13 protein-coding genes and 1 pseudogene are annotated in these 15038 nt (G+C 67.5%); 7 read left to right on the forward strand and 7 right to left on the reverse strand.

Annotation, left to right across the window (positions count from 1 at the left end; translation table 11 throughout):
• Nucleotides 1-54 precede the first annotated feature (54 nt).
• The gene (locus J7J08_RS11000; RefSeq protein WP_214905187.1) at nucleotides 55-1314 is read left to right on the forward strand and encodes a threonine/serine exporter family protein; all 1260 of its coding nucleotides are present in this window, start codon (nucleotides 55-57) and stop codon (nucleotides 1312-1314) included.
• Nucleotides 1315-1502: 188 nt separating this feature from the next.
• On the opposite strand, the pseudogene J7J08_RS11005 reads toward J7J08_RS11000, so the two are convergent.
• The 3 genes and pseudogenes from J7J08_RS11005 to J7J08_RS11015 form a co-directional block, all read right to left on the reverse strand.
• A pseudogene (locus J7J08_RS11005) lies at nucleotides 1503-1865 on the reverse strand (H-NS histone family protein); the annotation flags it as partial.
• Between the two features lie 128 nt (nucleotides 1866-1993).
• Nucleotides 1994-3685, reverse strand: a complete 1692-nt coding sequence (locus J7J08_RS11010) for a proline--tRNA ligase (RefSeq protein WP_214905194.1) — start codon at nucleotides 3683-3685, stop codon at nucleotides 1994-1996.
• A 94-nt stretch (nucleotides 3686-3779) separates the two neighbouring features.
• Nucleotides 3780-4160 carry a DUF4124 domain-containing protein gene (locus J7J08_RS11015; protein WP_214905197.1) on the reverse strand — a complete coding sequence of 127 codons (381 nt, stop codon included), beginning with the start codon at nucleotides 4158-4160 and terminating at the stop codon, nucleotides 3780-3782.
• A gap of 102 nt (nucleotides 4161-4262) precedes the next feature.
• On the opposite strand from J7J08_RS11015, the gene pssA reads away from it, so the two are divergent.
• The 3 genes from pssA to rimI are packed head-to-tail and all read left to right on the forward strand — an operon-like array spanning nucleotide 4263 to nucleotide 6042.
• Nucleotides 4263-5042 carry a CDP-diacylglycerol--serine O-phosphatidyltransferase gene (pssA, locus tag J7J08_RS11020; protein ID WP_214905200.1) on the forward strand — a complete coding sequence of 260 codons (780 nt, stop codon included), beginning with the start codon at nucleotides 4263-4265 and terminating at the stop codon, nucleotides 5040-5042.
• Nucleotides 5039-5548: a hypothetical protein gene (locus tag J7J08_RS11025; protein ID WP_343237726.1), complete on the forward strand. Its 510-nt coding sequence runs from the start codon at nucleotides 5039-5041 to the stop codon at nucleotides 5546-5548. Before pssA ends, J7J08_RS11025 begins: the two co-directional genes overlap by 4 nt.
• Nucleotides 5545-6042, forward strand: a complete 498-nt coding sequence (rimI, locus tag J7J08_RS11030; RefSeq protein WP_214905203.1) for a ribosomal protein S18-alanine N-acetyltransferase — start codon at nucleotides 5545-5547, stop codon at nucleotides 6040-6042. Before J7J08_RS11025 ends, rimI begins: the two co-directional genes overlap by 4 nt.
• Before the next feature lie 317 nt (nucleotides 6043-6359).
• Here rimI and J7J08_RS11035 read toward each other — a convergent pair whose 3' ends face one another.
• The 3 genes from J7J08_RS11035 to J7J08_RS11045 all read right to left on the reverse strand — a co-directional run bounded on the left by J7J08_RS11035 (nucleotide 6360) and on the right by J7J08_RS11045 (nucleotide 11161).
• The gene (locus J7J08_RS11035; RefSeq protein ID WP_214905206.1) at nucleotides 6360-9185 is read right to left on the reverse strand and encodes a valine--tRNA ligase; all 2826 of its coding nucleotides are present in this window, start codon (nucleotides 9183-9185) and stop codon (nucleotides 6360-6362) included.
• A 73-nt stretch (nucleotides 9186-9258) separates the two neighbouring features.
• The gene (locus J7J08_RS11040) at nucleotides 9259-9684 is read right to left on the reverse strand and encodes a DNA polymerase III subunit chi (protein WP_214905208.1); all 426 of its coding nucleotides are present in this window, start codon (nucleotides 9682-9684) and stop codon (nucleotides 9259-9261) included.
• Complete coding sequence (locus tag J7J08_RS11045; RefSeq protein WP_214905211.1) at nucleotides 9671-11161, reverse strand: leucyl aminopeptidase; 1491 nt, start codon at nucleotides 11159-11161, stop codon at nucleotides 9671-9673. Before J7J08_RS11045 ends, J7J08_RS11040 begins: the two co-directional genes overlap by 14 nt.
• A 104-nt stretch (nucleotides 11162-11265) precedes the next feature.
• On the opposite strand from J7J08_RS11045, the gene lptF reads away from it, so the two are divergent.
• Together lptF and lptG are read left to right on the forward strand one after the other, a co-directional pair.
• Entirely contained in the window at nucleotides 11266-12345 is a 1080-nt protein-coding gene (gene lptF, locus J7J08_RS11050) for an LPS export ABC transporter permease LptF (RefSeq protein ID WP_214905214.1), read from the forward strand.
• A complete protein-coding gene (gene lptG / locus J7J08_RS11055; RefSeq protein ID WP_214905217.1) occupies nucleotides 12342-13448 on the forward strand; it encodes an LPS export ABC transporter permease LptG in 1107 nt (368 codons plus the stop codon). Before lptF ends, lptG begins: the two co-directional genes overlap by 4 nt.
• 67 nt (nucleotides 13449-13515) lie before the next feature.
• Here the strand turns inward: lptG and J7J08_RS11060 are convergent, their stop codons facing one another.
• On the reverse strand, nucleotides 13516-13989 hold the full coding sequence (locus J7J08_RS11060; protein WP_214905220.1) for an RDD family protein: 474 nt from the start codon (nucleotides 13987-13989) through the stop codon (nucleotides 13516-13518).
• A gap of 68 nt (nucleotides 13990-14057) precedes the next feature.
• Here J7J08_RS11060 and xerD point away from each other — a divergent pair, with 68 nt between their 5' ends.
• A complete protein-coding gene (gene xerD / locus J7J08_RS11065; protein WP_214905223.1) occupies nucleotides 14058-15035 on the forward strand; it encodes a site-specific tyrosine recombinase XerD in 978 nt (325 codons plus the stop codon).
• Nucleotides 15036-15038 lie beyond the last annotated feature (3 nt).

Raw genomic sequence — 15038 nt, forward strand, 5'->3', positions numbered from 1 at the left:
CGCGCCACGACTTCGTTGTTCAGCCCGGGCGGGCTTCGGGTAATACTACGACGCATGTCTGCCGACGCACCCGCCATTGCCACCCCTCCAGCCACCTACGCACAGCGGGTGGCCTTCGTGTCCGAGATCGCCGGACGGCTGCACAGTTACGGCACCACGGCCCAGCGGCTGGAGGCGGCGGTGGTCGCGCTGTCGCAGCGGCTGGACCTGGACTGCGAGCCATGGTCGAACCCGACCGGGCTGATCCTGAGCTTCAGCGACCCGACCAAGGCCATCGGTTCGTCGGACATCACGCGCGTGATCCGGCTGGCGCCGGGCGAAAACGACCTGCACAAACTCAGCATCGCCGACCAGATCACCGAAGCGGTCGCCAACGGCACGATGAGCATCGCGCAGGGCCATACCGCACTGCGGCAACTGGACAAGGACCCGGGCCGGCGCGGCAAGGTCCGCATGATCCTGTCCTACAGCCTGGGCGCGGCCGGCGTGGCCGGGCTGTGGAAACTGCCGTGGCTGGACATCGCCACGGCCGGGGTGATCGGGCTGCTGATCGGGCTGATGACCCTGGTCACCGACCGGCGCCCGGCCAGCCGCGAAGCCAGCGAAGCGTTGGCCGCGTTGCTGGCCGGCACGGTGGCGGCGCTGGTCGCTTCGTTCGTGGGCGCGCTCAACCTCAATACGGTAATCATCGCCTCGCTGGTGGTGATGCTGCCCGGCATGTCGCTGACCAACGCGGTCAACGAGCTGGCCAGCCAGCACTGGGTGTCGGGCACGGCACGTTTCGCCGGTGCCATCACCACCATCCTCAAACTGACGGTCGGCGCGGTGATCGCGGTGACGCTGTCGGGCATCCTTGGCCTGGATCCGCTGGTGCGCGCATCGCGCCCGCAGGCCGACTGGGTGGAATGGAGCGCGCTGCTGGTGGCCGCGTTCGCGTTCGCGATGCTGTTCAAGGCCAGCCGCCGGGATTACCCGTGGGTGGTGGCGGCGTCCGTGGCCGGCTATGCAATTTCCAAGTTCGCCGGCCAGGCGTGGGGATTGCCGGCAGGCATCTTCATGTCAGCCATGGTGATGACCGCGGCGGGCAACCTGTTCGGCCGCCTCGTGCAGCGCCCGGGGGCGATCATCCGCCTGCCCGGCATCATCATGCTGGTGCCCGGCAGCACCAGCCTGCGCGGCGTGCTCACCCTGGTGCAGCAGCAGGACGTGAGCGCCGGCCAGATCGTGCTGATGACCGTGCTGAACGTGGTAATGGCGCTGGTGGCGGGGTTGCTGTTTGGCAACCTGCTGGTGCCCGCGCGGAAGAATCTGTGAGTTGACGCGACGTTCGGCAAACCCCTATCAACACCCGGTAACGCATTGAAATAATCGATATCGATGCGTCGTGCATGACGCGCGCATCCAACACCGCCTGGGCCGACCAACGGTCGGCGCTACCGTTCCAAAAAAAACGCCGGCCATCCGGGCCGGCGTTTCATTCGGTGCGCAACAGCGCCCGCTTATTTCTTGATCAGGAAATCTTCCAGCTTCTTGCCCTTGGTGGTGTAGGCGGCCAGCCAGCGCGGCTGCTTGCCGCGGCCGGTCCAGGTTTCCTTGGGGTTGGCCGGGTTGCGGTACTTCGGAGCCACCTTGCCGAGCTTGCGCGCGGCCTTGGCTGGTGCCGCCTTGGTGGCGCGGCTGCGGGTGGGGGCCGCAACGCCCGCCACTTCTTCCAGGGTGTATCCGCTCGCCTTGGCCAGCTTGGTCAGCTGCGCGCGGACCTTGGTGATGGCCGGGCGCTTGGCGACGATGGTCTGCTGCTTCTTGGCGTTCTTGATCAGGGCGCCCAGCTCTTTGGCGGACAAACCACTCAGGTCAATACTCATCAACTGCTCCGGAATCTAAAAAGGCATTCCCAACAGCATACATTCTCATTTCGCCAATGCACAGCTGAAAGGAATAATCAATGGAAACGGGACCATAAAATGCCGGGTTGTTTCACCCGGCACCGTCATTACTTCGTCAGCCTGGCCAGCAGCGCTTCGCGGTCAAGGCTTTCGGCCTCGCCGGCGCTGCGCGCGCGGTATTCGAAGGTTCCGGCGGCCAGGCCACGTTCGGAGACCACCACCCGGTGCGGCACGCCGATCAGTTCCATGTCGGCGAACATCGAACCCGGGCGCAGCCCACGGTCGTCCAGCGCGGCATCCAGGCCGGCCGCCTGCAGCTGGGCCAGCAGTTCGGCGGCGGCAAGCGCCACGCCCTCGTCCTGCTTGGGATTGATCACGCACACCACCACCTGCCACGGCGCCATCGCGTCGGGCCAGAGGATGCCGGCATCGTCGTGGTTCTGTTCGATTGCCGCAGCCACGATGCGCGAAATGCCGATGCCGTAGCAGCCCATCGCCATCACCGCGGCCTTGCCGTTCTCGTCCAGGACGGTGGCATTCAATGCCTGCGCGTACTGGCGACCCAGCTGGAACACGTGGCCCACTTCGATACCCCGTGCGACGCGCAGCTCGCCACCATCGGCGGCGCGATCGCCTTCCTTGGCGTTGCGGATATCAGCCACTTCGGGTTCGGGCAGGTCGCGGCCCCAGTTGACGCCGGCCAAATGGAAACCGACCTCGTTGGCGCCGATGACGAAATCAGCCATCGCGGCCACATCGCGATCGGCCACGATGCGGATCGGCCTGTCCGGGTTGAGCGGGCCAAGGAAGCCCGGTTCGCTGCCCAGGTGCGCGGCGATTTCCGCTTCGCCGGCCATGCGGTAACCCTGCAGGCCATCCACCTTGCCCAGCTTGATCTCGTTGACGTCATGGTCGCCACGCACCAGCGCCAGCACGAAGCCGGCTTCGCTCATGATCGCGATCGACTTGACGGTGCGCTCCAGGCCCAGGCCGAGCAGGGCGGCCACCGCCTCGCAGGTCTTCTGGGTGGGGGTGTCGACCTTGCGCAGCGCTTCGCTGGCGGCCGGGCGCGGGCCCGGGGCGGCGGCGACGGCCGCTTCCATGTTGGCCGCGTAATCCGAGCCGGTGGAGAACACCAGCGCATCTTCGCCGGATTCGGCGATGACGTGGAATTCCTGCGAGGCATCACCGCCGATGGCGCCGGAATCGGCCTGCACCATGCGGAAGTCCAGGCCCAGGCGGGTGAACACGCGGGCGTAGGCAGCCTTCATGTTTTCGTACTCACGCACCAGGCACGCATCGTCCAGGTGGAAGGAATACGCATCCTTCATCAGGAACTCGCGCGCGCGCATCACGCCGAAGCGCGGGCGGATCTCGTCGCGGAACTTGGTCTGGATCTGGAAGAAGTTCACCGGCAGCTGCTTGTAGCTGGACAGCTCCTGGCGCGCGAAATCGGCGGCGGCCTCTTCAGCGGTGGGGCTGTAGCAGAACACCTGCTCCTTGCGGTCCTTGATCTTCAGCAGCTGCGGGCCGAACTTTTCCCAGCGCCCGGTGGCTTCCCACAGTTCCTTGGGCTGGATGGTCGGCACCTGGAATTCCACCGCGCCGGCGCGCTCCATTTCCTCGCGCACGATGCGCTCGACCTTGCGCAGCACGCGCAGGCCCAGCGGCGACCAGGTGTACAGACCCGAGGCCAGCTTGCGGATCATGCCCGCGCGCAGCATCAGCCGGTGGCTGGTGAGCTCGGCGTCGCTGGGGGTTTCCTTGGTGGTATGCAGGTGGAACTGGGAGAGGCGCATCGTCGGCTTCGCTGAACGGCGGAAAGCCTACATTCTGCCAGCCCCGGCTGGCAGAATGTAGGCGGGTAGCACACGACCGTTGGTCGTGTGACCTTCAGGCCTTGGGCGTGCAATACGCCGTGATGCCGGCTTCAGCCAGGCCTTTCTGGCTCTGGCGCTGGGCGTCATCCAGCGGGGAATCGGGCTTGCCATCGCCATCGGTGTCCTGCAGCACTGCGCCCTTGCCGTTGAGCAGGGCCAGGTTGTTGCGGGCGGTGGTGCAGTCGGCCGATTCGACCGGCGCGGCCTTGGCAACCGCGCTGCCGCCGGCGGGATCGCGGTTCTGGATCTGGCGCTGTTCGGCCTGCTGGCCGGTAGGGGGCTTTTCCGAATACTGGGTCACGCCGTTGGCGTCCTTCCACTTGTAGACGGTTCCGGCACTGGCCGATGCGCTGGCGAGCAGCAGCAGGCAGCACACGAGGGGCAGGGCACGCATGGCAACTCCAGGCAGCGGGGACAGAAGCTCGATTGCAGCATTCCCGCCCCGCGCTGGCAAGCCTCCCCCCAAAACCGCGCCGCAGCCACTAAACTGGCCGGTATGGACCAGATGAAACCCCCGCCCCGCTCACGCAGCATCTACCTGCTGCCCAACCTGTTCACCACCGCGGGCCTGTTTGCCGGGTTCTACGCGATCATCGCGGCGGCCAACGGCGATTTCGTCAATGCCGCCATTGCCGTGTTCGTGGCTGGGGTCATGGACGGGCTGGATGGCCGGGTGGCGCGCCTGACCGGCACCAGCAGCGAATTCGGCGTGCAGTACGACTCGCTGGCCGACCTGGTCAGCTTCGGCATGGCCCCGGCGCTGGTGATGTACCACTGGTCGCTGTCGTGGCTGAAGTTCGACGACCCCCTCCTTGGCCGGGTCGGCTGGGCAGTGGCGTTCCTGTATGCCGCGTGCGCCGCGCTGCGCCTGGCCCGCTTCAATACCCAGGTCAGCGTGGTCGACAAGCGTTGGTTCATCGGCCTGGCCAGCCCGGCTGCGGCCGGACTGATGATGTCCTTTGTGTGGGCGTTCGCCGATGGCGCGCTGGGCTGGGACGGCAACGAACTGCGCTACGCGGCACTGGGCGTGACCCTGGTGGCGGCGCTGCTGATGGTCAGCCGGATCCGCTTCTGGAGCTTCAAGGGCAGCGGTGAGAAAGGCCCGCGTGCCGATCGGGTGCCGTTCCTGGCGTTGGCGCTGGTGCCGATCGCCATTGCGATCATGGTCATCGACCTGCCGCGCGTGCTGTTTGCGGTCGGCGTGATCTATGCGCTGTCCGGGCCGGTCAGCTGGCTGTGGCAGCGCACCCGCAAGACGGCCGAGCCCGGCGCGTGAGCACCCCGGCCGCCCCGCCACTGTGGACCCCGGCGCAGCAGTCCTGGCTGCAGGCGATGGGGTACACGGTGTTCGTGGATGGCAGCGTGGAAGCGGCGCCGCAGGCGGTGGTCGAACTGGGCGCGATACCCGTAGCGCCGGGCTCTGCCCGGCCGGGTGCCGACGCTGACCGGCTGGATGGGGGCTTGGCCGGGCATAGCCCGGCGCTACGGGAAGCCGGGCAGAGCCCGACTCTACGACCGTCCGCGCCGTCGCGCCGCAACGCCCCCACGGCCGAAGATACTGCCGCGCCTGCGCCCACCCGTGCCGGCTCCCGCCGCCCGGCGGTCCGCATGCCGCCGCCGCTGCAGATCGCCCTGCTGCGCGCGTCCGGCTGCAACCCGAACGATCCTGAGACACAGGCCTTGATGGCCGCCTGGAAACTGGACGAACTGCGCGGCAATGCCGCCGCCAAGCGTGCGTTGTGGCCGCAGTTGAGGGCACTGCGCAAGCGGGGCCGCGGGTGAGCGCGGTCAGCTCGCCGCGCCCGATGTCGCTGCGCGCGCTGCGCGAAAGCGACCTGGATGCGGTGATGGAGATCGAACTGCGCGGGTATCCGTTCCCGTGGACGCGCGGCATCTTCGTCGATTGCCTGCGTGCGGGTTACCCGGCGCTGGCGCTGGAAGATGATGGTGTGCTGGTTGGCTATGGCGTATTGAGCATCGCCGCCGATGAGGCGCATGTGCTCAATGTCTGCGTGGATCCAGCGTGTCAGACCCGGGGCCTGGGCCGGCTGCTGTTTCGCGCGCTGGTGAAGTTGGCGCGTGAGCACGGGGCGCAGCGGGTGTTCCTGGAAGTGCGCCCGTCCAACACGCCGGCGGTGGCGTTGTACCACAGTGAAGGCTTCAACGAGATCGGCCGCCGCCCGCGCTATTACCCGGCCCGTGATGGGCGCGAGGACGCGCTGGTGATGGCGATGGAATTGGTTGACGAAGACATCCAGACGATGCCGCCGCTGTAATGACCCAGTGCGCGAAGGCGACGGCGTCATGCCGATACCACTCCGGCAAATGACATCCCGCCGGTAGGGTCGCATCCCGATCGACGATGTGCATGGATGCACGAGTGGTGCGGCCGCAGGATGCGGAGGAGCACCACCGCCGATGACTGTTGTTGATGCATTGGGGCATGACCTCGAACGGCAACGGCGGTTATTCCGATCAACGTCCATGCGTCAAAGGGCCGATCACCGCGATCGGCAGTCGTTTGGGAACCGACTCTACCGGCGAGCAGCCCCGCCCGGTAGGTGGCGACCGCTGGTCGCCACGCTCAACCCCGTTACAGCTTCGCGCGCTGCGCGACCAACCCTTCCAGCTGCGCGGTCCATTCGACCAGGCGCACGCGCTCCTGCTCGATCACCGCGGCCGGCACCTTGTCGGTGAATTTTGAGAGTTTGACCGCGCTCTTCTCCTTCTCCGATTCGACGCGTGCGATCTCCTTGTCCAGGCGCGCGCGTTCGGCACCCAGGTCGACCAGGCCTTCCAGCGGCACCAGCAGCTTCAGGTCGCCCACGATCGCGGTGGCGGCCGGCGGGGTTTCCGCATCTGCCGCCAGCCACTCGATGCGCTCCAGCTTGAGCAGGAACGACAGCGACGAGGTGAAGCCGGCCACCCGGTTGCGATCTTCTTCATTGCCACCCTGCAGCAGCAGGGCGATCTGCCTGGCCGGCGGCACGTTCAGTTCGCTGCGCACGCGGCGCAGCGCGCTGACCATCGACTTCAGCCATTCCACATCCGCTTCGGCGCGCGTGTAATCACCGGCGAATTCGTCGGCGGTCGGGTAGGGCCGCAGCGAAATGGTGTCCACTTCCAGGCCCAGGCGCGGCGCGACCTGGCGCCACAGCTGTTCGGTCACGAACGGGGTGAGCGGGTGCAGCAGGCGCAGCAGCGCTTCCAGCACGTACAGCAGGGTGTGGCGGGTGCTGGTGGCGTCGTCGGCGTTGTCGCCGTTGAGCGCCGGCTTGGTCAGCTCCAGGAACCAGTCGCAGAACGCGTTCCAGGCGAATTCGTACAGGCACTGCGCCAGCAGGTCGAAGCGGTAGTTGGCGTAGTGCGTCTGCGCCTCGGCCGACACCGCCGCCAGCTGCGCCAGGATCCAGCGTTCGGCATCGGTACGCGGCTGCGGCGCGCCGGTGAACACGCTACCTTCGGTGTTCATCAGGGTGAAGCGGCTGGCGTTCCACAGCTTGTTGCAGAAGTTCTTGTAGCCCTCGGCGCGGCTCATGTCGAACTTGATGTCGCGGCCGTGGGTGGCCAGTGCGGCGATGGTGAAGCGCAGCGCGTCGGCACCGTGGGCGATGATGCCCTCGGGGAAGTCCTTGCGGGTGGCCTTTTCGATCTTCGGCGCGTCCTTGGGCTTCATCAGCCCGGTGGTGCGCTTGGCGACCAGGTCGTCGATGGAAATGCCGTCGATGATGTCCAGCGGGTCGAGCACGTTGCCCTTGGACTTGGACATCTTCTGGCCCTGCGCATCGCGGATCAGGCCGGTCATGTACACGTCCTTGAACGGAATCTTCCCGGTGAAGCTGTCGGTGGCCATGATCATGCGGGCCACCCAGAAGAAGATGATGTCGAAGCCGGTGACCAGCACCGCCGACGGCAGGTAACGCTCGAACCCGCGCTCGGCCATGGCCTGTTCGTTCGGCCAGCCCAGTGTGGAGAACGGCCACAACTGCGAGGAGAACCAGGTTTCCAGCACGTCGCTGTCCTGGCGCAGGGCAATGTCCGCGCCCAGGTTGTTCCGCGCACGGACATCGGCCTCGTCGCGACCGACGTAGCAGGTGCCGGCGGCGTCGAACCAGGCCGGAATGCGGTGGCCCCACCACAGCTGGCGGCTGATGCACCAGTCCTGGATGTTTTCCATCCAGTGGCGGTAGGTATTGATCCAGTTGGCTGGGACGAACTGGATCGAGCCGTTCTCGACCAGCTCCAGGCCGCGCTTGGCCAGCACGTCCATCTTCACGAACCACTGGTCGGTCAGGTACGGCTCGATCACCTGGCCGGTTCGGTCGCCGCGCGGCACCTGCAGCGTGTGCGCCTTGGTTTCGACCAGGATGCCCAGTTCTTCCAGCTCGGCCAGCACCACCTTGCGCGCTTCATAACGGTCCAGCCCACGGTATTTTTCCGGGGCGTTGTCGTTGATCGCCGCCACCGGGGTGAACAGGTTGATCATCGGCAGGTCGTGGCGCAGGCCCACCTGGTAATCGTTGAAATCGTGCGCCGGGGTGACCTTGACCACGCCGGTGCCGAACGCGCGGTCGACGTACTCATCGGCGATCACCGGCACGCTGCGCCCGGTCAGCGGCAGGGTCACACTGCGGCCGATCAGGTGCGCGTAGCGCTCGTCTTCCGGGTGCACCATCACGGCCGTATCGCCCAGCAGGGTTTCCGGGCGGGTGGTGGCCACGACCAGGTACGGGCGCGTCTCGCGCAGGGTCTCGTTGCCGTCGACGTCGTGCTCGACATGCTCATAACTGGCGCCATCTTCCAGCGCATAGGCGATCGACCACAGGAAGCCTTCTTCTTCCACGCTTTCCACTTCCAGGTCGGAAATGGCGGTCTTCAGCACCGGGTCCCAGTTGACCAGGCGCTGGCCACGGTAGATCAGGCCCTGCTCATGCCAGCGCAGGAACGCCTCGACCACCGCTTCGGACGGCTGCGGGTCCATGGTGAAGGTGCTGCGCGACCAGTCGGCCGAGGTACCCATGCGGCGCATCTGGCGTTCGATGATGTCGCCCGACTGCGCCTTCCACTCCCACACCTTCTCGATGAAACCGTCGCGGCCCAGCGAATCGCGGCTTTCGCCGTTGCCGGCCAGCGCCAGGTTGCGCGATACCACCATTTCGGTCGCGATGCCGGCGTGGTCGGTACCCACCTGCCACAACGTGTCGTAGCCGCGCATGCGGTGGTAGCGCACCAGCGCATCCATCAGGGTCTGCTGGAAGGCATGGCCCATGTGCAGCGTGCCGGTCACGTTCGGCGGCGGCAGCAGGATGGTGTACGGCTCGCCCTTGCCGGACGGCTTGAAGTGCCCGGCCTTCTCCCAGGAGTCGTACAACTCCGTTTCGAAGGTCTTGGGGTCGTAGCTGGAGGCAAGTTGGGTCATGCGGGGGCAACCAGGAGGCAATCAGTAAAGGATCAGGGCGCCGGCGAGCCCGATCAAGGGCGCCGGCACGGGCTTACATGTCGTACTTGTTCAGGTCGAAATCCAGCGCCTTGTACTGGCGCCAGCGCTCGCGCAGCGGTTCGCGGGCTTCCGGGTCGGCCGGCACCACTTCCAGCACGCGGTCGCAGGCGCCCAGATAGGGGTCGTCGCGCAGGTTGATCACCAGCGGGCGCGATGGCGCATCGGTGCCCGGCACGGCGATCAGCACCAGCGCCTCTTCCTCGTCCGCATCTTCACCGGCGATCTGGTGCGGAATGTAGGCATCGTCGTCGAACGACCACAACAGCTCGTCCAGTTCCTCGGCCTGGGCCTGGTCGCGCGCCAGCACCAGGGTGAACAACCCGGCGTCGTTGGCCTTGCGGGCCAGCTCACAGACCAGGCGCAGCGGCTCGGTCAGGAAGCGGGGCTTGGCGATCAGGTAGAAATCAGCTCGGGACATGGGCGCGGCCGACCTGGTCCAGCAGCCACTGGGTCAGCAGGCCGACCGGGCGGCCGGTGGCCATGCCGCGCTTGCCTTCGTCGCTGGCCACGCCGGCGATGTCCAGGTGCGCCCAGCGCTGGCCTTCGGTGAAGCGCGACAGGAAGCAGCCCGCGGTGATCGCACCGGCCCAGCGGCCGCCGATGTTGTAGACGTCGGCGAAGCTGGAATCCAGCATCGGCTGGTACTCGTCCCACAGCGGCAGGCGCCAGGCGCGGTCGAACACGTGCTCGCCGGCGGCCAGCAGTTCGTTGGCCAGGTCGTCGTGCTTGGTCATCAGGCCGGCGGTCTGGTGGCCCAGCGCGACCAGGCAGGCCCCGGTCAGGGTCGCCACGTCGACCAGCGCGGTCGGTTCGAAACGCTGCGCGTAGGTCAGCGCGTCGCACAGGATCAGGCGGCCTTCGGCGTCGGTGTTGCCCACTTCGATGGTCTTGCCCGACATCGAGGTGATCACGTCGGACGGGCGGTAGGCATTGCCGTCGATGGCGTTTTCCACCGCCGGGACCACCACCACCAGGTTCAGCGGCAGCTTGGCGGTGACCGCCGCGACGAAGGTGCCGATGACGTTGGCGCCACCGCACATGTCGTACTTCATCTCTTCGATGCCGCCCTGGGTCTTCAGGTTCACGCCGCCGGTATCGAAGGTGATGCCCTTGCCGACCAGCACGTACGGCTTGGCGTCGCCGCCGTTGTTCCACTTCAGCACCACCAGGCGCGGGCGGTTGGCCGAGCCACGGGCCACGGCCAGCAGCGAGCCCATGCCGAGCGCTTCCATCTGCGCCTCGTCCAGGATCTCCGCTTCGGCACCGGCATGGGCCTGGGCGAAGGCCACCGAGGAGTCGGCCAGGTAGGCCGGGGTGCACAGGTTCGGCGGCAGGTTGCCCAGCTCGCGCGCGTGCTGCACGCCGGCGGCGATGGCCTGGCCCTGGAGCAGGGCCTGTGCGTCGGTGCCGGCGATGGCCAGGGTGGCCAGGCCCGCGGCCTCGGGCTTCTTCGTGCCCAGGGTGGCGGTGTAGCGGTAGCTGGCGTGGTCGGCGGCGATCACCGCCTGGCGGATGTTCCAGGCGCCGTCGCGGCCCTTGACCTCGATCTCGGCCAGGGTGAACAGCGCGTGGCGGATGACCCCGCTCTTCAGCGCCCGGCTGGCATCGCCTACCGCCTTGAGGTACTGCGGCACGCCGAACTTGGCCGGCTCGCCCAGCCCGACCACCAGCACGCGCGGGGCGTTCACGCCGGGCACGTCATGCAGCAGGGTGGTGGCGCCGGTCTTGCCGCTGACATCGCCGCGGGCGACCAGGGCGGTCAAACGGCCGCCCGAAGCGGCGTCCAGGGCCTGTGCCGCCGGGCTCAGGGTCTGGTCGGCGTAGGCGCCGATGATGACGCAGTCGACCTCGGCAGAGGCCGGGGCAGCGTGGTTCAGGGTGAATTCCAGGGCCATTGATCAGATTCCGTTGGCAAATACGTACAATCGCGAGCTGTTTACGTCCCGTCAGTAGACTGGGCAACCACGCGAACGAATCCGAGAGTTTAAACCACCGCCCCATGTCGAAGCTCGATCGCTATCTCCTGCGTGATTTCGTCCAGAGTTTTCTGGCCACCCTGATCGTATTGCTGGTGGTGAGCGTGGGCGGCGTGCTGGTGGACATCCTCGGCAACATTGCCGATGGCCGCCTGCCTGCCCGCCTGCTGTTCTCCCAGCTGGGCCTGCAGTTCATCGTCTACATGCCGCTGATCCTGCCGCTGGCACTGATGCTGGGCCTGCTGCTGGCCACGGCCCGGCTGTACCGGGACTCGGAAATGGCGGTGCTGACCGCGATTGGTGTGGGCCCCAAGCGGCTGCTGCGGCCGGTGCTGATGCTGGTGCTGCCGGTGGTGGGGCTGGTGGCGATGTGCTCGCTGTGGCTGGGCCCCTGGGCCGACCGCACCAGTGAACGGCTGATCGCCGAGGCCAACCGCAGCCTGGTCATGGCCGGGCTGGAATCGGGCAAGTTCACCATGCTGCCCAACGGCGGCGTGGTCTACCTGTCCTCGGTGACCGCCGATGGCACCGGCCTGGGCCGGGTCTTCCTGCAACGCAGCCGCGGCGAGCGGATCGAAGTGGTCTCGGCCGCGCGCGGCAAGATGTTCTTCGAAGGCGACCGCCAGCGTTACCTGCAGCTGGAAGACGGCCACCAGATCGAGGGGCCGGCCAACGGTGCGCTTGACTATCGCCTGATGACCTTCGCCCGCAACGATGTGGCCCTGCCCGACGGTGCGGACACCCGCGACAATGACGACCCCGAGCTGCTGCCGACCACCCAGCTGTTCGGCGACGAGCGGCCGGAGGCGCAGGCGCAGCTGCATTCGCGCATCACCCCGCCGTTGATCGCCCTGGCGTTCGCGCTGATGACCCTGCCGCTGGCCCGCAGTTCGCCGCGCCAGCAGCGCTATGGGCGCATGATGCTGGCCTTCCTCGCCTACATGGTCGGCATGAACCTGATGTTCATCGGTACCCGCTGGATTGCCGACGGCACACTGTCCGGGACCGTGGGCCTGTGGTGGCTGAGCCTGCCGCTGCTGGCACTGGCGATATGGATGTACCTGCGTGACGGCAAGCTGTCGCGCCCGCGGAGGACCGCATGAAGCTGCTTCCGATGCGGTTTGACCTGTACCTGGGCCGTGCGGTGTTCGGCACCGTGCTGTTGACCTGGGCCGTGCTGGTGGGCCTGGACGTGGTGATGGCGTTCTCCGGCGAGTTCAATGACGTGGGCAAGGGCGGCTACACGCTCGGCCATGCGGCGGCCTGGGTGCTCTATACCGTGCCCCGCCGTGCCTATACGTTCTTCCCGACCGCCGCCGTGATCGGCGCGCTGATGGGGCTGGGCCAGCTCGCCGCCACCTCGGAGCTGACGGCGCTGCGTGCGCTGGGGCTGTCGCGCAAGCGGCTCAGCGCCTCGGTGGCGATCGCGCTGTCATTGATGACGGCGGTGATGGTGCTGAGCGGTGAGACCCTGGCGCCGTGGGCGCAGGAGCGCGCGGACAACATCAAGACCAGCGCGAAGTCGGGCCAGAGCGTGGCATCGTCGCGTTATTCCGGCGTCTGGGTGCGCGAAGGCGACACCTTCCTCAGTGCGATGAGCGGCGACGAGCAGCTGCTGCCCGGCGGTGGCACGCGGCTGGTGTTGAACGACGTGCGTCTGTACCGGATCGCGGCCGACGGAAGGGTCGCCTCGTTGACCCACGCGGCCACGGTCGAGCATGGCGCGGACGGATGGACACTCAACAAGGTGCGCCGGGACACCTTTGGCGAACGTTCGGCTACGCGTACCACGGCCGAGACCGAGAAGTGGGAGTCGCAGCTGGATGCGGGCGCCCTGGCGGCCGGGTTCTCCAAGCCGCGCAATCTGGCCGCGCGCGACCTGCGCACCAGCATCGAGTACCGCAAGCGCAATGGGCTGGACGCGCGCGCTTACGAAGACATCTACTGGAGCCGCTGGTTCTACCCGCTCAACGTACTGGCGCTGTGCCTGGCCGCTGTGCCCTTCGCGTTCGGTTCGCTGCGCAGCGGCGGCATGGGCAAGCGCCTGTTCCTGGGCATCCTGTTCGCGCTGGGCTTCTGGCTGCTGCAGCTGTTCTTCGGGCGCATGGCCGGTGCGTTGAAGTTCGATTACCGCATCGCCTACGCGCTGCCACCAATCGTGATGCTGGTGGTGTCGGGGATGTTGTTCCGACGTAAATCGGGTTGACCCGGTAACGGGTCAACCCGACGGTAGCGCCGGCCGTTGGCCGGCCCAGGCGGTGTCCGCCGCGTTCCTATCGCTTCGGCAACCTCGCCATCCGGGTGCCGCTTGCGCGGTCGTGCCAGGTGAGGCGTTGGCGGTCCAGCAGCGCCCACCACAGCCCCAGGCCACCCAGCAACAGGGACAGCGTGCCCACCGCGTAACGCAGCCACAGCTGGCGTCTCGTGGGCGAGGTGCCATCGGCACCCACCACCTGCAACCGCCACGGGCGCATGCCCAACGTCTGGCCGCCGCGCCGCCAGCTTTCGACGGCGTACACACCGGTGACCCCCCAGCAGCACACCCACAGCACCCACTGCAGCGCACTGAACGGAGGGATGTTGTCGCGCTTGGCGTGGCCGAACGCATAGCCTGCGGTAAACAGCGCGCCGACCAGCATCCACAGCGCCAGCGCCGGGAAGAAGTCGTAGAGCAGTGCCAGCAGCCGCCACAACAGCAGCGATGCAGGGCGGGCGGTGTCGGTTGCCACGGCGGTGGGTGTGCTCATGCGCCGAGCATACCTTCGCCCGCTTCCGGTTTGGATGGTCGCCGCCGGCCCGCCTGTATCCTGTGCGCATGCCTGACGCCACCACCCCCGCCGCACGCCGCCAGCTGGTGCAGCACCTGCCCGAGTTGCGTGATGCCGACAACGCGCTGATCCAGCGCTTCCTCGATGCCATCTGGGCCGAGCAGGGCCTGGCCCGGGCCAGCCTGGACAGCTACCGGCGCGACCTGGAAGGACTGGCGCGCTGGCGCGACGGGGCCGGGGAAGGGCTGGCCGGAATCGACCGGGCCGGACTGTTTGACTACCTGGCCTGGCGCGCCCGCCACGGTTGGTCGCCGCGCAGCAACGCACGGCTGCTGTCGGCGCTGCGCGCGTTCTTCGCCGATGCGCTGCGCCGCGGACAGCGCAGCGAAGACCCCAGCGCGCTGCTGGATCCGCCGCGGTTGCCGCGTCTGCTGCCCAAGGCGCTGGCCGAAAGCCAGATCGATGCGCTGCTGGCCGCCCCGGACGTGGCCCAGCCGCTGGGCCTGCGCGACCGCGCCATGCTGGAGCTGATGTACGCCGCCGGGCTGCGCGTGAGCGAACTGGTGGAACTGCCGGCCAACGCGGTGAACCTGCGCCAGGGCGTGCTGCGGGTCACCGGCAAGGGCAGCAAGGAGCGGCTGGTGCCGCTGGGGGAAGAATCCCAGCACTGGCTGGAACGGTACCTGCGCGAAGCACGGCCGCAGCTGGCCGGTACGCGCGCGGTGCCTGCGTCGCGCGACGGCGCGGTGCCGCTGTTCCTGGCCCCGTCACTGCACCCGCTGAGCCGCCAGCAGTTCTGGGCGCTGGTGAAGAAGTACGCGGTACTGGCCGGGATCGATCCGGTACGGATCAGTCCGCACGGCCTGCGCCACAGTTTCGCCACCCACCTGCTCAACCGCGGCGCCGACCTGCGCGCGCTGCAGATGCTGCTCGGCCACAGTTCGCTGTCCACCACCCAGATCTACACGCTGGTGGCGCGCGAACACCTGCAGAAGCTGCACGCCAAACACCACCCGCGCGGGTAGGGT

This window comes from Stenotrophomonas sp. ISL-67, from assembly GCF_018612915.1.
GTDB lineage: Bacteria > Pseudomonadota > Gammaproteobacteria > Xanthomonadales > Xanthomonadaceae > Stenotrophomonas.